Annotated in this window: 16 protein-coding genes; 9 read left to right on the forward strand and 7 right to left on the reverse strand. The window is 73.6% G+C overall.

Features of this window, described 5'->3' with window-relative positions; all coding sequences use genetic code 11:
* The first annotated feature begins 1 nt into the window (after position 1).
* From WME97_RS15320 to WME97_RS15345, 6 genes are all read left to right on the forward strand, one after another.
* Positions 2-1,474, forward strand: a complete 1,473-nt coding sequence (locus tag WME97_RS15320) for a DUF4178 domain-containing protein (RefSeq protein ID WP_437552646.1) — start codon at positions 2-4, stop codon at positions 1,472-1,474.
* A 310-nt stretch (positions 1,475-1,784) separates the two neighbouring features.
* Positions 1,785-2,093, forward strand: a complete 309-nt coding sequence (locus WME97_RS15325; protein WP_157906673.1) for a hypothetical protein — start codon at positions 1,785-1,787, stop codon at positions 2,091-2,093.
* Between the two features lie 156 nt (positions 2,094-2,249).
* Positions 2,250-3,353, forward strand: a complete 1,104-nt coding sequence (locus tag WME97_RS15330) for a hypothetical protein (RefSeq protein WP_437552647.1) — start codon at positions 2,250-2,252, stop codon at positions 3,351-3,353.
* Positions 3,350-5,320 (forward strand): S8/S53 family peptidase, encoded by a 1,971-nt coding sequence (locus tag WME97_RS15335; protein ID WP_437552649.1) that lies wholly within the window; start codon positions 3,350-3,352, stop codon positions 5,318-5,320. Before WME97_RS15330 ends, WME97_RS15335 begins: the two co-directional genes overlap by 4 nt.
* Positions 5,321-5,529: 209 nt before the next feature.
* Positions 5,530-7,887: an ATP-binding protein gene (locus WME97_RS15340; RefSeq protein ID WP_437552650.1), complete on the forward strand. Its 2,358-nt coding sequence runs from the start codon at positions 5,530-5,532 to the stop codon at positions 7,885-7,887.
* A complete protein-coding gene (locus tag WME97_RS15345) occupies positions 7,884-9,494 on the forward strand; it encodes a sigma-54-dependent transcriptional regulator (protein ID WP_437552651.1) in 1,611 nt (536 codons plus the stop codon). The genes WME97_RS15340 and WME97_RS15345 overlap by 4 nt, the downstream gene beginning before the upstream one ends.
* 58 nt (positions 9,495-9,552) lie before the next feature.
* Here WME97_RS15345 and WME97_RS15350 read toward each other — a convergent pair whose 3' ends face one another.
* The 6 genes from WME97_RS15350 to WME97_RS15375 all read right to left on the reverse strand — a co-directional run bounded on the left by WME97_RS15350 (position 9,553) and on the right by WME97_RS15375 (position 16,944).
* Entirely contained in the window at positions 9,553-10,854 is a 1,302-nt protein-coding gene (locus WME97_RS15350; RefSeq protein WP_437552652.1) for a UDP-glucose dehydrogenase family protein, read from the reverse strand.
* A gap of 185 nt (positions 10,855-11,039) precedes the next feature.
* The gene (locus tag WME97_RS15355; RefSeq protein ID WP_437552653.1) at positions 11,040-12,731 is read right to left on the reverse strand and encodes a L,D-transpeptidase; all 1,692 of its coding nucleotides are present in this window, start codon (positions 12,729-12,731) and stop codon (positions 11,040-11,042) included.
* 77 nt (positions 12,732-12,808) lie between these two features.
* The gene (locus WME97_RS15360) at positions 12,809-14,206 is read right to left on the reverse strand and encodes a hypothetical protein (protein ID WP_437552655.1); all 1,398 of its coding nucleotides are present in this window, start codon (positions 14,204-14,206) and stop codon (positions 12,809-12,811) included.
* 132 nt (positions 14,207-14,338) lie between these two features.
* The gene (locus tag WME97_RS15365) at positions 14,339-14,743 is read right to left on the reverse strand and encodes a hypothetical protein (protein WP_437299832.1); all 405 of its coding nucleotides are present in this window, start codon (positions 14,741-14,743) and stop codon (positions 14,339-14,341) included.
* A 148-nt stretch (positions 14,744-14,891) separates the two neighbouring features.
* Complete coding sequence (locus tag WME97_RS15370; RefSeq protein WP_437552657.1) at positions 14,892-15,650, reverse strand: CDP-alcohol phosphatidyltransferase family protein; 759 nt, start codon at positions 15,648-15,650, stop codon at positions 14,892-14,894.
* 88 nt (positions 15,651-15,738) lie between these two features.
* Complete coding sequence (locus WME97_RS15375) at positions 15,739-16,944, reverse strand: serine/threonine-protein kinase (RefSeq protein ID WP_437552659.1); 1,206 nt, start codon at positions 16,942-16,944, stop codon at positions 15,739-15,741.
* Between the two features lie 75 nt (positions 16,945-17,019).
* On the opposite strand from WME97_RS15375, the gene WME97_RS15380 reads away from it, so the two are divergent.
* Positions 17,020-17,751 carry a 2TM domain-containing protein gene (locus WME97_RS15380; RefSeq protein ID WP_437552660.1) on the forward strand — a complete coding sequence of 244 codons (732 nt, stop codon included), beginning with the start codon at positions 17,020-17,022 and terminating at the stop codon, positions 17,749-17,751.
* 50 nt (positions 17,752-17,801) lie between these two features.
* On the opposite strand, the gene WME97_RS15385 is transcribed toward WME97_RS15380, so the two are convergent.
* Positions 17,802-18,665 (reverse strand): helix-turn-helix domain-containing protein, encoded by an 864-nt coding sequence (locus tag WME97_RS15385; protein ID WP_437552661.1) that lies wholly within the window; start codon positions 18,663-18,665, stop codon positions 17,802-17,804.
* 161 nt (positions 18,666-18,826) lie between these two features.
* Here WME97_RS15385 and WME97_RS15390 point away from each other — a divergent pair, with 161 nt between their 5' ends.
* On the forward strand, positions 18,827-19,324 hold the full coding sequence (locus WME97_RS15390) for a hypothetical protein (protein WP_437552662.1): 498 nt from the start codon (positions 18,827-18,829) through the stop codon (positions 19,322-19,324).
* Positions 19,325-19,938: 614 nt separating this feature from the next.
* Complete coding sequence (locus tag WME97_RS15395; RefSeq protein WP_437552663.1) at positions 19,939-24,402, forward strand: DEAD/DEAH box helicase; 4,464 nt, start codon at positions 19,939-19,941, stop codon at positions 24,400-24,402.
* Positions 24,403-24,519: the final 117 nt, after the last annotated feature.

Here is a 24,519-nt window from a genome sequence, read left to right on the forward strand (position 1 = left end):
CGTGAGCACGCCCTTCGACCGAGCAGCCGCGTGCCCCTCCTGCGGCGCGCCGATCACGTTCCGCTTCGCAGGCGCGATGGCGCAGGTGTGCAAGCACTGCAAATTCGTCGTCGCGCGCACCGATCGGGACCTCCGCGCCGTCGGGCGCGTCGCCGACCTGGTCGAGATTCCCACGCCCCTCCAGCTCGGCGTCACCGGGCGCTGGGGCAACGAGCCGTTCGTGGTCGACGGCCGCGTCCAGCTCGATCGGGCCAGCGCGCCGGGCGCGCCCTGGCAGGAGATCTTCGTCGCGTTCCCGGCCAGCGGCCGCTGGACGTGGGTCGCGTTCGCCCAGGGGCGCTGGTACGCCACCACCGAGGCGCCGCTCCCGATGAACGGGCTGCCGCCGTGGAGCTCCCTCCAGCCGGGCGGCCGTGTCCACCTCGAGGGGCACGGCATGTTCACCGTCGTCGAGGTCGGCCGCCGGCGCGTGATCTCGGCCGAAGGAGAGATGCCCTACGTCGCCGCGCCGGGCGTGGTGACGGGCTTCGCCGACATCGCGGGGCCGAGGGGCGAGTTCGGGACGCTCGACTACGGCGACGGGCGGACGATCCCGCCCAAGCTCTACCTGGGCCGGCAGATCGACCCGGCCATCATGCAGCTCGACACCGGGGCCCCTGTGGACCAGCCCACGGCGCAGGTGTCGGCCGTCGTGTGCCCGAACTGCGGCGGCAACCTGCCGCTCGCCGCGCCCGGCACCACGGAGCGCATCGTCTGCCGGTACTGCGGTACTGCGAGCGATCTCACGAAGGGCACGCTCGTCGCGCTCGGCCAGGTCCCCAGGCCGCCCATGGAGCCGTACGTCCCGCTCGGCGCCGACGGCCAGCTCCGCGGCATGCGCGTGCTCTGCATCGGCTTCGTCATCCGGGGCTGCACCGTGGAAGGCGAGCGTTATCGCTGGCGCGAGTACCTGCTCTACGGCGGACCGAGCGTTGGCTACCTGTGGCTCATGGAAGAGGACGGGGCGTGGCAGCTCGTGACGCCTCTCTCGCCCGGCGAGGTCCAGCCGATGGGCTCGACGGCGAGCTATCAAGGGCGGACGTATGCGCTGAAGCAGAGCGTCCACGCCGAGGTGGAATACGTCATCGGCGAGTTCTACTGGAAGGTCGAGATCGGCGAGGCCGTGCAGGCCACCGAGTACCAGGGCGAGGGCGGCAAGGTCAGCATCGAGCAGGCCCCGACCGAGGTGAGCGTGTCGTTCTGCTCACCGCTTCCAGGGAAGGAGCTCGCCGCCGCCTTCCACCTGCCACCCCCGCCGAGCCCCTCGTTCGGTGACGGGACGAGCGCCGGAGCCGGCCGGATCGTCGTCATCGTCGTCGTCGTCATCGTCGTCCTCCTCATTCTCATCGCGCTCAGCGACTGCGGTGGGGGGGGCGGCGGCGTCCTCTTCATTCCGAGCGGGGGTGGCAGCCCGAGCTTCGGCGGCGGGAAGTGATCCAGCTCCACTGCTCGATTCGGCTACGCATGAAATGAACGGCATGTGCCGGTGCGTCTTTTGCGATCCCGGCTGGTGTCGAGTCGGGCACGTGCAGCACTGGACATATCTATGTCCACCTCCGTGGAAAGGCGACATCGCGTCGAGCGGAGCGGTCGGATTCGGGCAGATGATGGTCGGTTTCGGGTATCGACCAGCTCCGGCCGCCGCCGGCGATCGAGTAATTTCAATGGGTTACACGCTGGCTCACGGCGGCCCGTGACGTGCAATGTGCCGTCCGACGCCGGTGGTGGACCGGCGGCGGAGGCCCATGCAAACGGTGAATTCGATCGACCCGCACGCACAGCTGCGTGCGCTCTACATCTCCCTGCTCCGAAACCAGGAGCACTTCGACGAGTTCAAGCAGCTGCTCGCCCTCTACGTCGTCGCGCCCGAGGCAGATGAGGAGCCGGTGGACGCGGCCAGGATCCGCGCGCAGCTCAACGGCCGCATCCGCTCCTGGATCGGCGGCTTCTTCGATGGGCTGAGCGCCTCCCAGGTGCTCCAGTGGCGCGCGATTGTGGTCGAGGAGCGCTTCAACGTGTGCCTGTCGCCCTGGAAGGAGTCGAACGTCTATTGATGCCGCGGCGCAGGCGACAGGCGGGGTTGCACCGCCATCGGCGTACGTCTCACCGGCGCGGCTCTGCCCCGGTGCCATCTACCGGCGCCCGGAGCGCGCCGCGCACCGCGAGCGCCGGGCCCGGCGCGGCGCGCCGGGCGAGGGAGGTGCCCGCGCATGGATGACGCGCTGTGGGTGGACGAGCTCTACAAGGCGTTCTGGCGGACCCTCCCCGGGATGCTGCACGCCGACGCGCAGGGGCTGGCCTACACGCTCGGCCTGTCGCCGTCGCGCGACGTGCCCTGGAGCGCCGTGTTCAGCAACGAGATCACGCTGGCCGCGCCCGCGCTGCTCGCGGAGGCCATGCCCGGCGTCCGCGGGGCCACGGTGCAGGACGCCCTCCTCGCGCACCTGCTCGCCGTCATCGAGGCGTTCGGCACCGATCGCATCAAGGACAAGCAGGTCCGCCCGACCTGGCAGCTCGAGGCCATCCTGGCGCACGCCCGGCGGGCGCGCGACGAGGCGCTCCGCCGCGTCGCGCCAGGGGTCGACGACCCGGCCATCGATTTCGCGCGCGCGGACGACGCGACGCTGTTCGCCATCGAGACCGAGCGCAGCCTCCTCGCGAGCGGCGGGCCCGCCGGCTTCAGCCGCTATTACGCGCTCTCCCTCGGCAAGCAGAGCGTGGGCTTCCCGGCGTCGATCGCCCTCGCGCACGCCGCCGGCTGGACGGCCGAGCGGCGCGAGGTGCTCGCGCGGCTGCTGTCGTCGGTGTGGCTCGGGCTGCAGCTCCACGACGACGTCATGGACTGGCAGGACGACTACCAGCGAGGCGGCGCCTGGGCCGTCGTCCTGGCCTCGGAGCTCCGATCGCGCGCGCACGGAGAGCCCCGGGCCGAGGAGCGCGATCGGGAGCGCGCCTCGGAGCCGCGCCACCGCGGCGCGGTCGCGTACGGGCCGCTCGGCACGCCGCCCTGGGGGATCGCGGTGACGCCGAAGGCGCAGGGCGAGCCGCCGATCCCCGACGCGCCCTCGTCCTTGCTCCCCGTCCGCCGGATGGTCCTCGAGTCCGGCGTCCTCGCGGCGATGCTCGACGGCGAGCGCCGGTGCTTCCGCGCCGCGCGGCGGCGCGCCGCGGTGCTCGGCGCGCGCCGCGTCGCGGCCTGGGCGGAGGGGAAGGCGGCGCAGGCGCAGGAGCTCGCGCGGTGCGAGGCCGAGAGCCCCGGCTTCGCGAACCGCGCCCACGCGCTCAACGCCTGGGCCAAGGCCGTGCTGGCATGAGCCGCGGCCGCGGCGCGGCCGCGCGAGGGGGGGCGGGCTCTCCGGAGGAGGGGTCCGCGCGCGCGCGTCCGGCGCCCGGTCGCAAGAGCGCGCCGCCCCCGGCGTCGTCCGCGACGCCCAGGGCGCGCCCGCGGCGCCCGCCGTGGGACTTCGGCTATGCCCCGGTCCCCACCGCCGCCGGCGACGACGACGACGGTCCCCTCGACGTCGTCGTCGCCTCGCGGTGCCCCGTCGCGCCCGACGCGGTCGCCGCGGCGCTCGGGGCGCGCTGGCCTGGCGTCGCGGTCGAGCGCGTCATCGAACGGACGCCCATCTTCTGGCTCCGCGTCCGGTCCCCCGATAGCGGGCGGCGCGCCGACGTCGCCGCGGCGCTCTCGGCCGCGGCGCTGCCGGTGCGCTACGTCGCGTCGGCCCGGCGCCCGAGCGCCGCCGTCGCCCCGCGCTTCGACGCGGCCGCCGGCGCCGCGGCGCGCCCGGAGGGCTGGACGGCGCGCCGCGCGTCGGTAGAGGACGAGCCCGTCACCCCCGGCCGCTGGTTCCTGCGCGACGAGGGCGGCGGGATCGGCGTCGATCGCCGCCGCTGCGGCGGCGGCGCCGGGACGCGCCTCGGGGTCATCGACGACGACGCGTGGACGGCCGACGAGCTCGGCCTCGAGCGCGAGGTGCTCGTCATGATGGAGCAGCCGCCGCGCAGCCAGGCGCACGGCGCGTTCATGGTCGCGTGGGCCGTGGGGGGCCGCCGCCCCGGCGGGTTCCGCGGCGTCGCGCCGGACGCGTCGCCCCGGCTTTACCTGATCCCGAAGCCTGGATCGTGCGTCCTCGCCCTTCCGGTCGCGATCGTCCGGGCGGTCAGCGACGGCGCCGACGTCGTTGTGTGCGCCGCGTACGTCGAAGGCTCGACGACGCCCATGCTCGACGACGCGCTCGAGTTCGCCGCCCGCCTCGGGCGCCGCGGCCGGGGCTGCCCTGTCGTGTTCCCCACGGGCCGTGAGGCCTCGAGCCCTCCCGAGTCGCTGCACGCGAGCTTCTCGCTCGGGTTCGGCGAGCCCGCGAGCGACCCGCGCGTGTTCTGCGTCGGCCCGGGCGCCCGCGGCGAAGGGTGGTTCCTCTGGCGGGACCGGCGGGGGCGCAGCCGCCCCTTCGCCAACCGCGGCCCGGCGGTGCGGTGGCTCGCGCCAGGGGACGACATCACCTGTCCGCTGCCGTCCGCGTCCAGCGCGACCCCCGCGCTCGAGCGGCTCTGCCACGCCGAGTCGAGCGGGGCCTCGGCCCTCGCCGCGGGCTCGCTGCTCCTCGTCCTGTCGCAGAACCCGTCGCTCCGCCTGCCCGAGCTCGACGCCCTCGTGATGCGCACGCTCGCCCCGGTGCCTCCCGCGGCGCCCGCGTCGGCCGAGCCGATCGCCGACGCGTGGGACGTGCTCCCCGACGGGCGCGATCGCGACGGCCACAACGCCAAGCACGGCTACGGCCGCATCGACGCCGGTCGAGCCTGCCTCGCCGCCGGAGATCCCATCGCGCTCGCGCTGGTGTCCGTCGGCGAGGACGGCGCCGCGCGCATCTGGCACGACGCCCGCGCCGAGGGGCCGCTCGTCCGCCGCCTGTACTCGCGCCGCCTCGCGCGCTGGGCGGTCCGGGCGCTGCTCGCCGACCCGAGCCTCTGCCACGGCGTCTGCGCGCTCGTGCGCCACGCCCGCCTCACCGCGGGCGACCCGCGGCGCCGGCGCGCCCACGGCGCTGGCGCCGTGCTGCGGCAGCTCTCGCTCGTCGTCCGCGCCCTCGCCGCGAGCCGCGCGGCGCCGCCGCCCTCGCCGCGCGTGCGGGACGAGATCACCGCCCTGCTCGACCGGCTCGAGCGATCGGCCACCGACGCCGCCGCCGTCGCCGACGTCGAGTCGCGCTTCGGAGCGCTGGCGGACGTCGTGTTCGCGGACGCCACGGACGGCGATGCGCACGAGGGCGCCGCCTGAGCGCACCGCCGTCCCGCCGCGGGGTGATCCCGCTCTCATCTCCGCGGGAAAACGTAATGATAATTGCGTAGTAGCGCCGCCGGGGCGCCGGGATCGCGGGTGACGGGCGCGTAGCGCCCCGTCCGGCGCGCGAGCCCCGTTGGTTCACCCGGAGTTCCAGCGTATCGTGAGTGGCTGGCGGCGCAATTTGCGCGCCGTCGGCTCTCCCGATGCCAGCTATCGAGAATCGCCGTTGGCTCCTCGCGGTGGTCGTCCTCGCGGCGCTCGTGCTGGGCGGCTCGGGGATGAGGAGCGCTCTGGGCTGGTACGAGCGCCCGTTCCCCGGCGTGCTCGTCGATCCGGACGGCGTGGTCTCGAGCGTGGGCCTGCCGTCCTGGGAGGGCTTCCAGAAGGGCCTCCGGTACCCGGATCGCGTCGTCGAGGTCGACGGCTGGCGCCTCGAGAGCACCGCGGGGCGCTACCGCGCCGGCGCCTGGGACGCCGCGGTCGAGCGGGCGGCGCACGAGGGGCGCCGCTCGGTGCACGCCCGCGTCGAGACGGCGGAGGGGCTGCGCGACGTCGAGCTCTCCCTCGTCCCCTTCGACGCGCTCGCCTGGTGGTTCTACGCCGGCGGGCTGATGGTCGTCGCCTCGCTCTACGTGGGCGCCGCGCTCATCGCCCTCTGCGCGAGCCCCCACGGCAAGCTCGCCCGCGCCTTCGCGAGCGCCGCGCTGTTCGCCGCGCTCTTCCAGTTCGCGCTGTTCGACTACCACAGCTCGCGCCACCTCGTCCCGTTCTTCCACGTCGCCTACGCGCTCGTCCCGATGAGCTTCTTCACGCTGGCGCTGCGGCTGCCGGACGACGTCCCGCTCATCGCGCGCTACCCCGTCTTCGCGCGGATCGCGCACGGGCTCGGCGGCCTGCTCGCCGCCGCCCTGCTCGCCTCGCACGCCATGGGCTGGACCACCGTCGCGCTCCGGAGCGTCTGCGCGATCCTGTTCGTGGCGTCGTTCTTCTTCTTCGCGATCACGCTGATCCTCCGCTTCGCCGCGGCGGAGGGCGATCGCCGCCGCACCCTGCGCGCGCTGCTCGTCGCGATGGCGCCGCCGCACGTGGTGATCGCCCTCGGCTTCATGCTCGCCATGCTCGGCGCCCCGGCGTCGACGCTCGCGTGGTTCGCGATCCCCGCGCTCGCCCTCACGCCCGTCTCGAGCGTCGTCGCGTTCATCCGCTACGACCTCTGGGGGAGCCGCGCGCTCCTGTCGCGCCCGCTCACGCGCGTCATCATCGCCTGCATGATGGTCGCGCTCACGGTGATCCTCTGCTCCGCGTGCGCGGGCTACGCCGGCCTCCCGCTGCTCGGCGCGATCAAGGTCGCGGCGCCGGCCGCCGTCGTCAGCGCGGCGCTCGTCGTGTTCGCGCTCGGCGCCGGCGATCGGAAGCTCTTCCCGGCGCGCGCGGAGTACAAGCCCACCGTCGAGCAGCTCAGCGAGGAGCTGACGCTCGTCGCCGATCCCGACGAGGTCGCCTTCGCGGTCGAGCGCACGGTGGCGCGCTGGCTCTCCTGCGAGCGCGTCACCTTCCGCCGCATCGCGGTCGACGCGGCCGACGGCGCGGGCAGCGCCGGCGCCGCGCCCGGCGAGCCGGCGCCGACGGCGGACGAGTCGAGCGGCGAGCGGGTCATCGAGGTCGAGCCCTCCACGACGAGCGCGAGCGCGAGCGAGCTCTCGCTGACCGTCATGTTCCGCGGCCGGCTGCTCGGCGTCCTCGAGGTGGGCAAGAAGCGCGGCGGCGCCCTGTTCACCAGCGAGGATCTCGACCTGCTCCGCACGATCGGCAACCAGGCCGCGCTCGCCATGGCGCACGCCCACAGCTACGCGGAGCTGGAGCGGCGGCGGCGGGAGCAGGCCGCCGCGTGGCGCGACGAGCGCGCGGCGCTCATCGAGACGCTCGCGGCCGAGATCACCCACGAGGTGCGTTACCCGATCAACTTCTTCCGCTCCGTGTTCAAGCGCGGATCGAAGAACCAGAGCCTGGACGCCGAGGAGGTCGACATCGGCTGCGAGGAGGTCGAGCGCCTCGAGCGCCTCGTGATGGGGCTGCGCCGGGTGACGCACAGGAAGCTCGAGCGCCGCCGCCTCGCGGTCGAGGAGCTCGTCAGCCGGGCGGAGATGCTCCTGCGCGATCAGCTCGGCAAGCGGCGGATCGAGGCGCGCGTGAGCGCTGGATCGAGGCTCCGCTGCGATCCCGATCAGGCCACGCAGGTGCTCGTCAACCTCCTCTCGAACGGCCTCGACGCGGCCGGCGACAAGGGGACGATCGGGGTCGTCTGGGAGACCACCGAGAGCGGCGCCGAGCTCGTCGTGTGGGACACGGGGCCCGGCATCTCGGGGGACGCGTCGCGCCTCTTCGCGCCCTGGTACACGACGAAGCCCCGCGGGACCGGGCTCGGGCTCGCCATCACGCACCGCATCGTCCGGGCCCACGGGTGGTTGATCGAGCCGGAGCGGCGCGACGGCACGACGCGGTTCGTGATCTCGATCCCCGCCGCAGACGTCTCCATGACCGCGGAGGACGAGGTCGCGTGAAGATCCTGATCGTCGATGATCAGCGGAGCGGCCGCCGCACGCTGCGGCAGATCCTGGCCGCGCTCGACGAGGTCGAGGTGCTAGAGGCGGTCGGCCTGGACGACGCGATGACGGTCGTCGAGCGGAGCGCGCCGGACCTCCTGCTCCTCGACGTGCGCCTGTCGGACGATCCGCGCGACCGCGGCGGCCTGGAGATCCTGCGGCGGGTGCGGGCCTCGGGGCGGAGCACGCCGGCGCTGATGGTCACGTCGGTCAGCGAGCTCTCCGAGATCCGGGAGGCCATGCGGCTCGGCGCGCAGGACTACGTGCTGAAGGACGAGCTCTGCCCGGAGATGCTCCTGCCGATCATCGAGGGGCAGCGCGAGCGGCTGCTCCTGAAGGGCGAGGTGGTGCGGCTCCGCGAGCGGGTCGACCGCACGTTCGGCACGAAGGCGCTCATCGGCTCGTCCGGGGGGATGGAGCGCGTCCGCCGGATCATCGAGCGGGTCGCCGAGTCGAGCAAGACGGTGCTCATCCGCGGCGAGACCGGCAGCGGCAAGGAGATGGTCGCCCGCGCGCTGCACGAGATGAGCTCGCGCCGCGGCGAGCCGTTCGTCGCGGTCAACTGCTCGGCGCTGCCGGGGACGCTCATCGAGTCGCTCATCTTCGGGCACGAGCGCGGCGCCTTCACCGGCGCCGAGAAGCGCATGCGCGGCCAGCTCGAGCTCGCGGGCGCGGGCACCATCCTGCTCGACGAGATCGCCGAGATGCCCGGCGAGCTCCAGGCGAAGCTCCTGCGCGTCGTCGAGGATCGCCGCTTCCGCCCCCTCGGCGCCGAGTCGGAGATCCCGCTGCGCGCCCGCGTCCTCGCCGCGACCCACGTCGACCTGGAGAAGCGCATCAGCGAGGGGCGCTTCCGGGAGGACCTCTTCTACCGGCTCAACGTCGTCACGGTGCACGTCCCGTCGCTGGCCGAGCGCGACGCCGATCTCATCGAGCTCCTGCTCGCGTTCAGCGCGGAGCTCCCGCGCAAGCTGCGTTACACCGACGACGCGATCGCGTGGCTGGTCCGGCGGCCCTGGCCCGGCAACGTGCGTGAGCTCCGGAACGTGGTCGAGCGGCTGGGGCTGCTCGCGGACGACGATCTCATCGACGTCCCCACGCTCGAGGAGCTCGCGCGCGAGCGGCCGGTCGTGGACGCCACCGCGGAGATCGACCGGCTGGCGCGCGCCCTGCTTGCGCTGCCCGAGCGGCTGGGATCGAAGCTCCGCGTGATCGAGCGCGCCGTCCTGCACCACGCGATCGAGAGCTGCGGCGGCAACAAGGCGGCCGCGGCGCGCCTCATCGGCGTCGATCGGAAGATGCTCGAGCGGCGCTGGGACCGGCACACCGGCGAGGAGCCGCCGAGCAGCCGGCGGATGTCGATGCCGACGCCGATGGCCGGGCGCCACCTCGGCGAGGAGCCGCCGAGCAGCCGGCGGCACACGCCCGCGAACGGGACGCGGCACCTCGGCGAGGAGCTATCGGGCAACCGCAACCACACGCCCGTGAGCTTGCCGCGGTATGTCGGGGAGGAGGCGCCGAGCACCCGCCGCCAGGCGCCGCCGCCAGACCACGACGACGCCTGAGGGGCGCGGCGCGCCACGTCGGCGGCGTGCCACGCCGCGCCAACGGCGGCTTCGCGCGCTACTTCCTGCCGATGCCCGTGTAGACGAACCCCATGCCGCGGAGCTCGTCCGGCTCCCAGATGTTGCGCCCGTCGAAGAGCGCCGGAGAGCTCAGGATGCGCTTCAGCCGGTGGAAGTCCGGGCGCCGGTACTCGTGCCACTCGGTGACGACGACCAGCGCGTCCGCGCCCTCGGCCGCGCCGTACATGCCGTCGCTCAGGAGGATGCGGTTCCCGTAGATGGCCCGCACGTTCGGCATCGCCTGCGGGTCGTGCGCCTGGACCGTCGCGCCCGCCTCGAGCAGCGCGTCGATGAGCGTGAGCGCCGGCGCCTCGCGGATGTCGTCCGTCTGCGGCTTGAACGCGAGCCCCCAGACCGCGATCGTCTTCCCCTTCAGGGCGCCGTCGAAGTGGGCGCTCACCTTGCTGGCGAGCAGCCGCTTCTGCCGCGCGTTGATCCGCTCGGTCGCCCGGACGATCTCCAGATCGTGCCCGACGGAGCCCGCGGTGTAGAGGATGGCCGAGAGGTCCTTGGGGAAGCACGACCCGCCGAACCCCGGGCCGGCGAACAGGAACTTCGTGCCGATGCGCGGGTCGGCCCCGACGCCCTTGCGCACGAGCTCGATGTCCGCGCCGACCTTCTCCGCGAGCACGGCCAGGTCGTTCATGAACGAGATGCGCGACGCGAGCAGCGCGTTGGCGGCGTACTTGGTGAGCTCGGCCGAGCGCGCGTCCATGAGCTGGATGCGGTCGCTCGCCCGCACGAACGGGTTGTAGAGGTGGCGCAGGATCTCGCGGGCCTTCGGGTCGTCCGAGCCGATGATCACGCGATCGGGCTTCATGAAGTCGTTGACCGCGTCACCCTCCTTGAGGAACTCCGGGTTCGACGCGACAGCGAACGGCTGGGTAGCGTTCGCGCCGATGATCTGCCGGAGCCGGTCCGCCGTGCCGACGGGGACCGTGCTCTTCGTGGCGATCACCTTGAAATTGTTCAGGTTCTTGCCGATCGTCTCGCCGACGGCCTCGACGGCGGAGAGGTCGGCGGAGCCGTCGTCCGCCTGGGGCGTACCGACGGCGATGAAGACGATCTCGGCGTCGCGGATGGCGCCGGCGACGTCGGTGGAGAACCGGAGCCTGCCGTCGCGGGTGTTCTTCGCGATCAGCACGTCGAGGCCGGGCTCGTAGATCGGCACCTCTCCGCGCTTCAGCATCTCGATCTTGGCAGCGGACACGTCGACGCACGCCACGTCATTCCCGAAATCCGCGAACCCCGCGCCGGCGACGAGGCCGACATACCCTGTTCCCACGACGGCAAGCTGCATGGGCGGGACGCTACCACGACCCCGGCGCCGTTCGAGCCGGCAGTCGCACGGAGTGTGGCCTCCGATCGATCTGTCCCGCTCCTCTCGCGTGCGAGCGCGCGCCGAGCGTTCGTGCTGCCCTTGCCCTGCCCGAGCCGAGGGGCTGCCGGGCGCCTGGCGGTCGTGGCGCCGTGGCGCCGCGCGGCTCAGGGGTGGACGAACACCACGGTGCCGGTCAGCGAGCGCGCTGCGCCGTGCCATCCCGGCGGGACGGCCGGCTCGGTCCAGAAGAACAGGCGGCGGGCGTCCTCTGGAGACAGGTTGATGCAGCCGTGGCTCTTGGGCCGGCCGAACTTGTCGTGCCAGTACGCGCCGTGCAGCGCATACCCCTCCTCGAAGTACTGCACGTAAGGCACGTCGCGCAGCTCGAACTCCTCACCGACGGTGTCCGAGTCCATGGTGCTCGTGACGAACTTCGTGTGGATACGGAAGATCCCGCGCTTGGTCGCGGTGCTGGACTCGTGGTCCTCGAGCCCCGCCTCGCCGCTCGAGATCAGCGTCGCGTAGACGGGCTTCGTTCCCTCGTAGGCGACGAGCACCTGCTTCGTGATGTTGACGTCGAGCCACTTCTCGCCGTTCTTGCCCCAGGCAGGCATCTTCTTGGCAGGGTCGATGCGGCCGGCGTGGCGGTCGTCGACCCAGTCGCCGTCCTTCGTCTCGTAGTGCAGCTTGCCGCCGAAGAACTGCTGTTTGCCGGTGAGGGGCACGGCGGAGCGCCACTCGAGCTCTCCGCCGTCGACGAGCTTCTTGCCCTCGACGCGCCATCGCTTGCCCCCGGCGCGGCGCACGAGCGCGAACGGGAAGTCGATGTCCTTGCCGATCTCGACGCCGTGGAACTCGGAGCCGCGGATGGGGCGGAACCTGTCGGCCGGGACGACGCGCAGATCGGTGGTGACGTTGTAGCGCCGGCCCTCGTGGAGGAACGACTCGAGGAAGGCCATCCCGTTGCGCCGCGAGACCTCGTCGATCTTCACGGCGTCAGCGGCCTTGATGAGGCCGGAGAGGTTGGGGGCGCGCCGGCCGTCGCGCAGGTACCAGGGGATCTGGCGATCGGTGATGCGCTGCGCGAGCGCGTCGAGCGCGGGCGGGGCGGGCTCTGCGCTCCATTTGAGCCAGACGTCGAGGCCGTAGGTGGCGCCGCTCTCCTCGTCCTTGGCCCAGCGATCGAGGTGCTTCTTGAGGCTCGGCTCGAAGCGCGCGACATCGTCCTCGGTCGGGATGCGCGCGTAGGCCGGGCCGCCGCGCGTGACGGTCCCGTACATGTACGGGAGCTTGTGGGTGACGTCGGGGCGGCGGGCCGTGGCGCGGACGATCTCGTCGTCGAGGTCGAGCGTCGCATCGGGGCCGACGCACACGTAGCCGAACGGCTTGATCTTGCGGAAGCCCCCGGGGCAGCCGGACGTGCCGGCGGGCTCGGGATCCATCTCCACGACCGCGCCGGCGCGCAGGAAGCCGACGGGCTTCGCGTCGGCGCTGGGCCGCGCAAGGACGCGGGTGAGCATCGAGGTGCTGGCGAGCCGCGGGCGGCCCTCGGGGACCGGCGCCGGCGGGGTGGCGACGCCGCCGAGCGAGACGATGGGCGGGCCCTCGGGCAGGCCGGGCGGCGGCTCGTCCTCGGCCGGGGCGGGGGAGGCGAGGGCCGCGGGGGAGGCGAGGGCGGCGGCGGAGGCGCCCTGGGCCTTCTGGCTTCCGGCGGCGCCGGGGAGCTCGATGGGCGCGTCGGCGGCGCTCCCGGAGCGGCCACAGGCCGAGAGGGAGGCGGCGAGCGCGAGGAGCGCGAGCGCATGGCGGCTCGCCGCGGGCGTGGCTGCGGCGCGCGTTCGAGGCGGCGTGTCCATGGCGCGCCGACCCTAGTGCACAGGAGGGGTAGGAGGGCCAGTTTTCGGCGGTCGGCTGGAGGTGGGCTCTCGGCGCCTCACCTCGGATCGGGCGCCGAGAGCCGCCCTCGCTGCGCCGCCACGCCGGGATCGGCGGCCGCGCCGTCGCGCACGATCAGGGTGAACGGATACCGCTCTTCACCTCTCGCGTCGGGATCGTAGGCCCCGGTGGGCAGCGCGGTCACCACGAGCGTTCGTTTCCCGTCCGCCGCGAGCTTCAGCGCCGCGGAGCCGGACGACAGGTCCAGGATCTCGCCGTCCGAGTCTGGCGTCAGACCGGAGACGGCCTGGACGACGAAGCGGCGCCTCGCGTCGCCGGGCGCCTCGAGCGACACCCGGAGCGATCGCGGCGTGTCCGCTCCTGCCGAGAGCTCGATATAGCTGGTGCCGAGCAACATCGGCGCGCGCTCGCGGACGTCGATCCTGCCCGGCCTGGCCTCGATCTGGGCCGCCAGCGAGAGCTTCGCCGCCGCGAGGTGCTGAAGGCCGCCCGCGAAGTGCCGGAAATGGCGGTCGTCGATGTGATCGCCGGTGTACCAGCGCCAGCGCGCGAGCTCGGGGACGGCCTCGACATAGCTCATGCCCGCCGCCTCTCGGAGCATCGCATCGAGCGCATCGACGAAGTCAGGCTCGTTGGGCTGCGCGCCGTCGCCTGCGGCGGGGGCGTCGCGCGACCCGAGCCACATGCGCGAGACGAACCGCGGATCGCCGTCGAAGAACCGATCTTTGAGGTAGAGCAGCACCATGGAGGCGCCGTACATCGACCATGTCTCGTAATGGTCGTTGTGGTCGATCGCCCATTCCGGGTGCCTCTGAAAGTCGGCCAGGCCCTCGCCCGCATAGCGATCCGCGCGGACCTGGTCGAGGAACGTCGCCGACATCTCGAAGACGACGGGGCTCTCGCTCCAGTCGTCCGCGGCCTGCGAGGCGTGCGCCATCTCGTGCACCACGGTCTCCTCGAGAGCGGCGCCGCCATAAGGCCCCCACGGATCGACGATCATGTAGGGGTGCCGGTCGTCCCATGAGGTCGACGGCTCGCCTCCGAGGACGTCGACGAGGCAGCTGCGGTGGCCTCTCCACACGAACACATCGAGCGCGTCGTCCGGCCCGCACTCTCCGCCATCGCCGATGGGCGGGCGCATGCCGATCTGGCGCACATGATAGTCCCAGCCCTCCTCGACGAACGCGAGGACCTGGCGCGCGGTGTCGCGCTCTTCCGCCTTGTAATGGTGCACGAGCACGGGGAGGGTCGAGGATCGAAGGGAGAAAGGGAACATCTCCTCGAAGTCGGCTCGCCCACAGATGCTCGCGCCTTCCGGCAAAGGGTGCTTGTACTCCGACGGTGTGGCCGGGGTCATGTCATCGCCCTCTGTGCCGCAGCCGACCGGCCCGAGGCCGAGCGTGAAGCAAGCCAGCCAGGGAAGGGATCTCCGCATCGAGGCGCTTTAATCGAGCCTCTAGGGAGCTTGCAAGGAGCGGCCGCCAGCATGGCCGCGCTGGGCGAGCAGCGGAGCAGCACCCGGCTGCGTGCGTGCCAGAGGTGCTGCCCTCTCACCGCGGCTGTCGTGCTAGGCGGACTGGTCGAGCTCTCGCAGGATGTCGCGGAGCGCCTGGGCCTCGGCGCGCTCGAGGACCAGGGGCGCCGACACGCACGTGGGCGCGTGGTCGCGATACTCCACGGGCTGGAAGGCGGCGAGCGCACCGGACGCGGTATAGGCGAGATCCAGGCGCACCGCGGAGGTGTCCGGCTCGCCCTCCCCATCCAGGGCGAAGGGGAGCTTCGCGATGGCGGCGAAGTCCCGCCTCTCCAGGGCGGCGGTGAGCGCTCCGATCGGGCAGGTGAAGTAGCGGAACCCTTCTTCCACCTTCTCACCCGTGGGCGTGTACACGGTCTCGCTCAGGATCAGCCATTTGCGGCGGGTGGCGAAGCGAGGGTCGGCGCGCATGAAGTCGGAAAGATCTTGGATCTCCATCGCGCGTTCATACCTCAACCGGGCCCAGGATCTCCACCAGTCCGTCGGGGCAGATCACGCTGTTCGGTCATCGCACACAGGAACGCAGGGTGGGTCGTCTCGACGCCTTCTCCCTGTGACATGGCCCCACGGTGGGGGCGATGAGGGGCTACGACCGTCCGAACCTGAGCAGCAGCCCGAGCCAGCCCTTCGCCAGGTAGAGGAGGTTGATCAGCACATACACCCAGAAGAACACGTCGAGCCGGTCCGCGAGCGCGAACGCCCAGATGTGGCTCGGGTAGTGGTTCAGGAAGCGCAGGAACGTCATCACGAGCCCCGCCGCCCGGGCGGCGGGCGACCGGGGCCGCTCCTCCGTGGCGGTCTCGTAATAGGCGGAGACCGAGGTCTCCTTGCCGCTGATCTCCGGGCGGCGGACGAAGTTCGTGAGCGAGATCGCCGAGGCGATCACCGCGACCCCGACGACGCCGGCGAGCAGGAAGCGCGGGTCTCCGCCGGGCCAGCGGCCGCCGTCCAGCCCGAGGCCGCCGGCGCTGAAGAGGCGCATCGAGAGGGCGCCCGAGAGGAGCACCGCCTTGAGCTCGTCCGTGAAGAAGTCGAAGAGGTGGCCCTCCTTCGACGCGAGCTGCTTGTGGCGCGCCAGCATCCCGTCGGCGCAGTCGAGCAGGTAGCTCAGCTCGAGCACGGCGACGGCGACGAGGCCCCCCGCCGCCGTGGGCAGCGCGACGAGCAGCGCCGCCGCGACGACGAACACGGCGAGGTTGAGCAGCGTCACCTGGTTCGGCGTGATCGCGGTCCGGGCGAGGAGCGCGACCACGCCGCCGGCGAGCGGGCGCATCAGGTAGGTGTTGAAGAGCTGATCGTGCTTCTTCCGCGTGGCCAGGTAGATCCGCTTCGCTTCGCCGAGCATGGCCGGCGCATCCTAGCCGAGCGGCTCCCGTCTTGCTCGGGCGGCAGCGGCGCTTTCGCCCCGACGGATGGATCCGCCCGCCGTCCGGTCAGCGTCGCGCCGGGCGCGAGGCGGGCGCGCCCCCGTCCAGCGGCTCGTCGCTCCAGTCGACGGCGATCGAGTCCTCCTTCGCGGCCTCGGGGCGCACCCACTCCTTGGTGATGGAGGCGCCGCTCACGGGCGGCTCGTCGCTCCAGTCGACGGTGATGCCCGTGATGCCCTCGACAGCGGTCGAGACGCTCGCGGGGTGCACCGGGATCGTGGCGGGCCCGCTCTCATCCGTGGCGCCCCGGGGCGACGGCTGCTCTCGCAGCGTGATCGCGTCCGGAGCGAGCGCATGCGCGAACCGCGACGCGCGCGGCGGCGGCTCGCTGCGCAGGAGGGCGCGCACGTCCTCCAGCATCTGGCGCGCGTCGGGGTAGCGCTGGTCGCGGTCGAAGGCGAGCGCGCGATCGACGACGAGGCACACGTCGCGCGGCGCGTGCGGCGCGCGCTGCGCGAGCGGCGGCGCCGGCTCCCTGCCCATCTTCAGCAGGAGGTCGAAATCGGTGCTCGCCTCGTGGACATGGCGGCCGGCGATCAGCCGGAACATGGTGGCGCCGACCGCGAAGAGGTCGGCGCGGGTGTCGATGTCGCGGCCCTTCGCCTGCTCCGGCGGCATGTAGGGCGTCGTGCCGAGCACCAGGCCCATCCGCGTGAGCTCCCCCTGGAGGCTGGAGTCCTGGCGGATCCGCGCGAGCCCGAAATCGAGGACCTTGATGCGCGGGACGCCGCCGTGCGCGGGCGAGTCCGCTGCGCCGTCGCCGACGACGTACAGGTTGGGCGGCTTGATGTCGCGGTGGATGATCCCCTGCGCGTGCGCCGCGGCGAGCGTGTCGAGCACCTGCGCTGTGAAGCGGAGCACCTCCGCCAGCTGGAGGCCGCCGAGGCGGCGCTCGCGCTCGGCGAGCGACTCGCCCTCGAGGAGCTCCATCACCAGGAAAGGCGCCCCGTCCTCGGCGACATCGATGTCGCGGATCTCGACGGCGCCCGGGTGGCGGAAGCGGTTCGCGGCCTGGGCCTCGCGCTCGAACCGGTCGCAGATCTCCTTCGATTTCGCGGCCTGCGGGTGCAGGATCTTGAGCGCGTCCCGGCGGCCGATCCGGTGGACGCCGACGTACACGGCGGCCATGCCGCCGGCGCCGAGCAGCCGCTCCAGCGTCCACTTGTTGCGGATCGTGGTCCCCACGCGTTGTGAGGCGGTTTCGCTGCTCATGGGGTCCTTCCGCTCATGGAAGCGGCGCGGCCGCACGCGGTCAAGCGTATGCTCCGCGCGGTCGCGAGGAGAGCGATGACGAAACCGGGCAAGCAGAGCGGGCGGCAGTACACCGAGGCCGAGGTGCGGGCCATCCTGGAGCGCGCCCTCCGGGACGCGCAGACGCGCGGCGTGAGCCATGACGAGCTGGTCGCGGCGGCCGAGGAGATCGGCATCTCCCGGGCCGCGATCGAGGCCGCGTCGCGCGGCATCGAGCATGTCCAGGGCGAGGAGGAGGCGCGCGTGGCCATCCTCGCGCGCCGGCGCAAGGAGTTCCGCTCGCACCTGTTCTCGTACCTCCTCGTGAACGCGTTCCTCTTCGCGGTGAACGCGCTCACGGACGGGCCGTGGTGGTTCTTCTGGCCGCTGCTCGGGTGGGGCCTGGGGCTCGCCTTCCACGCGCTCGGCGCGCTCTCCAGCGACGTGTCCCCGCCGCAGATCCGCGGGGAGCTCGAGCGCAGCGCCGCGCAGGCGCGGAAAGAGCAGCACCGGCGGCTGAAGGAGCAGCGCGAGGCCGAGCGCCTCGAGCGCAAGGAGCGCCTCGAGCAGAGCGCGGAGGATTTCGGGCACGCCGTCGAGGAGGGGGTCGCGACGGTGCTCTCGCGGATCGCGAAGGAGATCCGCGGGAGCGCGCCGCCGCCGGCGCCGGTCGAGGTCGCGTCGAAGAGGTCGCGGATCGCGCCGCTCGACGCGGGCGAGGCCGACTCGGAGGAGCTCGGCGAGGAAGAGGCGGATCGGGCGGCCCGGCGAGGCCGCGGCGGGCGCTGACGGCGCGGCGCCGCACGTGTGGCGGTAACTTTTCGGGCGCGGCGCGTGGCCTATCGCTCGACCACCGCGAGCGGCGCGAGCGGCGCGTGGCCACGGCGGGCGGCGCGGGCGAAGGCGCCGGGCGTGATCCCGAAGGCGCCCCGGAAATGGCCGTGCAGCTGGCTCTGATCGCAGAAGCCGAGCGCGCTCGCCACCTCGCTCACCGGCCTGCCCGCCGCCAGCCACGCGTAAGCGCGCGCCACGCGCATGCGCAGCACGTAGGTGTACGGCGGGATCCCGTGCTCGGCACGAAACGCACGGCACAGCTGGTAGCGATCGAGCCCGGCCGCCGCCGCCAGCTCGTCGAGCGAGAGGGCCTCGCCAAGGCGCGCGTGGATGAGCTCGACGGCGCGCCCGAGGCGGCCGCGCGCCACGCCGGCGTGTGGCCGCGCATCGGCGCCGTCGAGCTGGCGCACCAGCGCGTCGAGCGCCTCGGCCACGACGACCTGCCGCGTGAGCGGATCGGGCCGCCCGCGGTACGCACGGTGGAGGGCGAGCAACGGTCGGCGATCGGGATGGCGCCGCTCGAGCAGCGGCACCCGTAGCGAGAGGCTCGGCCGCAGGCCGCGGCGCTCGGCCTGCTCGCGCACCAGCGCCACGTCGAACGTCACGATCTGGAAGCGCGCCGGCCCGTCGCGCCGCAGATCTTTGTGCACGCTGCCCGGCGCGTCGAAGTGCAGGTCACCCGGCGCGCTGGCCACGCCGCCGCGGCGCGACCAGAACTCCGCGCGCCCGCGATGGATCAGCGCCACCGCGTACGTCTCCTTCACCGCGCACCACAGCCGCTCGTCGGCGTCGACGAGCAGCGAGCGCACCCCGGGCACGTCGGCGTAGGCGCGCAGCTCGGTGCGCACGGGCGCAGCGTCTCTAGGCATCCACCGAGCGTAAACCGACGCCAGCGGTCGCGCTCTCCGAAGTTCGCGCACGAACGCCCGAGAACGACGCTGGCGGTCGCGCGCCAACGTTGGCGCAAGGAAGCCCAAGACGACGCCGCGGTCGGACCGCATGCTCGCGCTCGATAGCGAGGAGCCACGCAATGAAGGAATCGTCCGCCGCCCCATGCTCGCCGCGCGTCGCCGCCAGCGCCGCGTTCTTGTGCTTCGCCCCCGTGATGGTCAGCTTCGCCGTCGCCCCCGGCGCGCGGTGGCCCGAGTACCCGGGGCTCGCCTTCCACCTCGCGGTCTTCGCGCTGGTCCCGAGCCTGCGCGCGCCGGAGTGGGCGCGGATGGCCGGCTACGGCTGGCTGTTCCTCGACGTGACCACCGGCGTGATGGCGCTCAACGACGTGCCCCACGCCGTCGCCGATCCGGTGCGGCTCGGCGCCCACATCTTCGCCGGCATCTGGATCGTGACGGCGTCGCGCGCCGCCTCGCTGCCGGTGAAGCTCGTCGGCGTCCCCGCCGGCGCCTGGCTCTTCGCCTACAGCTTCGTCTCGCCCTTCTTGCCCCCGACGGTGCTGGCGCCGGCGTCGATCTTGATGATGGTCTGGTTCGCGCTCATCGCCTGGCAGAACGGCAGCCAGCGGCGCGTGTGACGCAGCCGCGCGTCAGAGCTCGGGGAGATTCGGCACGGTAGGGTAGGGAACCAAACGCCTTTGCCGTGGGTAGGGGGGTAAACGCCTTTGAAGGCAAGTGCCCACTCGCCCCAACGTTCGATGGCCATGATCGCAACTCCCACTCTGACCAGGTCTGACCGGACTTCGCGTCGAAGACGGCGCGCTGAAACGGCGTCCAGCAGCGCGTTGATGGTCTTGTTGAGCGACCTGCGGTCGAAATCGAGCGGGCCCCGGCTCCCCTCGAGCTTGATATCGATGTCCGAGCGCTTCACGTCGAGGTGAATGGCCGCCTTCGCGTCGCCGTCCAGGCGCACGGGGGGTAGACATCGGGGCTCTCCTCTCGGGGCTGGAGAGAGGCCTCTGTGAGCCTCGCTCCGGCAGCATGTGCGGTCTCGGGGGGCGTCTCACCCCGCCCTCCGCGCGCTTCACCCCTTCATCCGGAAGGCCAGAAGAGAACCCGACAGGCATCTGTCGATTTCTTTCGTCGAGCGCTCGCCCAGGTCGCCGCAAGCCTTCGCCCGGCGCCGCTCCCCCACGCCAACCGCCGCCCCTCTCGCTTTCGCCTCTCCCTCCGGCCGGCTACCCTCGATGGGATGTTTCACCCCGTCGTCGACCGGTGGTTTCGTGACCGCTTCGGCGCCCCCGCCCCCGCGCAGGAGCGCGCCTGGCCGGTCATCGCGGCCGGCCGCGACGCGCTGATCAGCGCGCCGACCGGCGCCGGCAAGACGCTCGCGGCCTTCCTCTTCTGCCTCGACCGGCTCGTCCGCGACGCGGCGCGTGGCGCCCTCGAGGACCGCACGGACGTCCTTTACATCTCGCCGCTGAAGGCGCTCTCCCACGACGTCCACCGCAACCTCGAGCAGCCGATCGCCGAGATCTCGGCGGCCATGGAGGCGGCGGGCCTGCCCGCGCCGGGCATCCGTGCGCTCGTGCGGACAGGCGACAGCCCCGCGCAGGAGCGGCGCGCCATGGCGGCCCGGCCGCCGCACGTGCTCGTCACCACGCCGGAGTCCGCGTTCATCCTGCTGACCAGCGCGTCGGGGCGGCGCGCGCTCTCCGGGGTGCGCACGGTGATCCTCGACGAGGTCCACGCGATCGCCGGCGACAAGCGCGGCGCCCACCTCGCGCTCTCGCTCGAGCGGCTCGAGGACCTCGTGGTCGGCCAGGGCGGCGCCCGGCCGCAGCGCGTGGGGCTCAGCGCCACGGTCCGCCCCATCGAGATCGCCGCCCGGCTCGTCGCCGGCGCGCGCGAGCTGCCCCAGATCGTCGACGTCGGGCAGCGGCGGGACCTCGATCTCGCCATCGAGGTGCCCCGCGACGAGCTCGGCGCGGTCTGTACGCACGAGCAGTGGACCGAGATCTACGACCGCATCGCGGCGCTCACGGAGGGAGCGCGATCGACGCTGGTGTTCGTCAACACGCGCCGCCTCGTCGAGCGGGTCGCGCACGCGCTCGGCGCGCGGCTCGGCGAGGACGTCGTGGCGGCCCACCACGGCAGCCTCTCGCGGGCCCGGCGCCTCTCGGCGGAGCGGCGCCTCAAGGCCGGGGAGCTCCGGGTCGTCGTCGCGACCGCGTCGCTCGAGCTCGGCATCGACGTCGGCGCGGTCGACCTCGCCTGCCTCGTCGGCTCGCCGCGGTCGATCAACGTCGCCCTCCAGCGCATCGGTCGCTCGGGCCACGCCCTCGCCGCGACGCCGCGCGGGCGGCTCTTCCCGCTGACGCGCGACCAGCTCGTCGAGTGCGCGGCGATCGTGCGCGCCGCGCGCCGCGGCGAGCTCGATCGGATGACGTCGCGCGAGGGGCCGCTCGACGTGCTCGCGCAGCAGATCATCGCCGCGTGCGCGTGCGAGGATCGGGACGAGGAGGGGCTCTACGCGCTCGTCCGCCGGGCCGCGCCTTACGAAGGCCTCTCGCGCCGCGACTTCGACGCGGTGGTGGCCATGGTCTCGGGCGGCGCCGCCGCGGCGGACGACGGCGCGTCCGCGGCCCGTGGCGCGCGGCAGCGGGCCGGGTCGCTCGTCTACCGCGACGCGATCGGCGGCCGGCTGCGCGGGCGGCGCGGCGCGCGGCTCGCGGCGCTCACCTCGGGCGGGGCGATCCCCGACATCGCGGCCGTCGACGTGGTGCTCCAGCCCGACGGCACCAAGGTCGGCACGCTCGACGAGGATTTCGCGATCGAGTCGTCCGGGGGCGACGTCTTCCTGCTGGGCAACACCTCCTGGCGGGTGCTCCGGCTGGAGGGCGGCCAGATGTGGGTCGAGGACGCCCACGGCGCCGCGCCGACGGTGCCGTTCTGGCTCGGAGAGGCGCCGGCGCGCACGCCGGAGCTCTCGGCCGAGGTCGCCGCGCTCCGCGCCGAGGTCGCGGCGCGCCTCGACGAGGAGCGGGCCGAGGGCGCGCGGCCGGCGGCCGAGCGGGGCCAGGGCGGCGAGGAGGCGCGGGCGGCGTGGTCCCGGGCGGCGCGCTGGCTCATGGAGGCGTGCGCGCTCGACGTGCGGGGGGCGCTGCTCGTGCGCGACTACATCGAGGCGGGGCGCGCGGCGCTCGGCGCGGTCCCGGGCGGCGCGACCGTCGTGGTCGAGCGCTTCTTCGATGAGGCCGGGGGGCAGCAGATCGTCGTCCATACGCCGCTCGGCGGCCGCGTGAACCGCGCGCTCGGGCTCGCGCTGCGCAAGCGCTTCTGCCGCTCGTTCGACTTCGAGCTCCAGGCGGCGGCGACCGACGACGGCGTGATGCTCTCGCTGTCGGCGGAGCACGGGCTCCCGATCGACGAGGTGCTCGATCTGGTCCGCCCCGAGGGCCTCGAGGAGGTGCTCGTCCAGGCCGCTCTCCAGGGCCCGATGTTCCGCACGCGCTTCCGCTGGGCCGCGTCCCGCGCGCTCGCGCTGCTCCGGTTCCGCGGGGGCCGGCGGGTGCCTCCGGCGCTCCAGCGCATGCGCGCCGACGACCTCCTGCTCTCGATCTTCCCCGAGCAGCAGGGCTGTCAGGACAACCACGGGCTCTTCGCGCACGTCGATCCGCCGGATCACCCGCTCGTCCGCGAGGCGCTGCGCGACTGCCTGACCGAGCTGATGGATGTCGAGGGGCTGCGCGCGCTGCTCGTCGGCCTGCGCAGCGGGGCGATCCGCGTCGTCGCGCTCGACACGCCGGAGCCGAGCGTCTTCTCGCACGAGATCCTGAACGCGAACCCCTACGCGTTCCTCGACGACGCCCCGCTGGAGGAGCGCCGCGCGAGGGCGGTCCGGGTGCGGCGCGGGCTCCCGGCGGAGGTCGCCGAGCGGCTGGGCGGGCTTGACCCGCAGGTCGTCGCCGAGGTGGTCGCCGAGGCGCGGCCGGACGTGCGCGACGCGGACGAGCTGCACGAGCTCCTGCTCGACCGGGTCGCACTCCCCGCGGAGGAGGGGATCCGGAGCGGCCTCGCGAGGCACTTCGAGGCGCTCTGCGCCGCGGGGCGCGCGGCCGAGGTGGGCGCCGCTCCGGGCGCGGGCGTGCCGCGCGCGCCGCGCTGGGTGGCGACCGAGCGGCGGCCGCTGGTCGAGGTGATCTGGCCGGAGGCGGTGTTTGCGCCCGACGTCGCGGTGCCGCCCGCCGTGCGCGGGGCCGCCGGGACGGTCGATCGCGGCGCCGCTATCACGGCGCTCGTCCGCGGCTTTCTGAGCGCCGCGGGGCCGATCTCCACCCAGGATCTCGCGTCGCGGCTCGACGTGCCTGCGTACGAGGCGCTGTCCGCGCTCGCGCGGATCGAGCTCGCCGGCGGCGCGCTGCGCGGGCGCTTCCTGCCGAGCGCGCCGTCGCGGCCGGCGCAGGCCGCCGCGGGCGGCGGCGATCCGGCGCAGGCCGCCGCGGGCGGCGGCGATCCGTCGATCGAGTGGTGCGACCGCCATCTCCTCGCCCGCATCCACCGCCGCACCGTCACCGGCCTGCGCAAGGCGATCGAGCCCGCGACCGCGTCGGAGCTCCTCCGGTTCCTCCTTGCGTGGCAAGGCGTGCGGCCGGGCACGCAGGCGCGCGGGCCGGGGGGCCTCGGGCGGGTGATCGAGCAGCTGCAAGGCTTCGAGCTCGCCGCCGGCGCGTGGGAGCAGGCGGTGCTGCCCGCGCGCGTGGCCGGCTACGACGAGGGGCTGCTCGACGCGCTCTGCCTGTCCGGCGAGGTGGCGTGGGGCCGCGTGGTCCCGCGCGACGCGGCGGCGCCCACGCGCGCGGCGCCGATCACGCTGGCGCTGCGCCGCGATCTCCCGTGGCTCCTCGCGCCGCGGGAGGCCGAGGGCGCGCCGCCGCCGGCGTCGCTCTCCGAGGCGGCGCAGGGCGTGCTGTCGTTCCTGACGCGCGCGGGCGCGTCGTTCTTCGACGACCTCGCCGTCGGTGTGGGCGGCGTGGGCGGCGCGGGCCGCTCCCGGGACGAGATCGAGGAGGCGCTCTGGGAGCTCGTCGCCGCGGGGCTCGTGACCGGCGACGGCTTCGCGGCGCTGCGCTCGCTGCTCGGCGGCGGCGCGGCCGTCGCGCTGGGCGCGGGCCGCCTGCGCGGCGGGGCGCGGCGGGGTGGCCCCGTCGCGTCGGGCAGGTGGTCGCTCCTGCGATCGCGCCCGGACGCGATCGCGCCGGCTGCCGGCGAGTGCGCCGAGGGCCCCGACGCTGTCGAGGCGCTCGCGCACCAGTACCTCCGCCGCTACGGCGTGGTCTGTCGCGAGCTGCTTGCGCGCGAGCCGCGGCCGCCCGCGTGGCGCGACCTCCTCCGGGTCTACCGGCGGCTCGAGATGGCGGGTCAGCTCCGGGGAGGGCACCTCGTCGCCGGCTTCGTGGGCGAGCATTTCGCGCTGCCCGAGGCGCTCGACGCGCTCCGCGCCGTCCGGCGAGAGCCCCTGTCCGGCGAGATCGTGCAGCTCTCGGCGTGCGACCCGCTGAACCTGGTCGGCATCGTCACGCCGGGGCCGCGGGTGCCGGCCGCGCTCGGGAACGTGGTCATCTACCGCGACGGCGTGCCGCTCCTGCCCGTGGCCGCGGCCGCGCCTGGCGGGCCGGGACAGGCGATGTCCGCTGCCGCGGGAGCAGCGATGTGAGGGCGGCGGCCCCAGCCTTCTCGCCTCGCCAGCGGAGAGAATTCAACGCCAAGGCGCCAAGACGCCAAGACGCAAAAATGCACGACAATTGTTCTTTCGTTTGCGCCTTTGCGCCTT

The sequence above is a fragment of the Sorangium sp. So ce367 genome (assembly GCF_051520455.1).
In the GTDB taxonomy this organism is placed as follows: domain Bacteria; phylum Myxococcota_A; class Polyangia; order Polyangiales; family Polyangiaceae; genus Sorangium; species Sorangium cellulosum_B.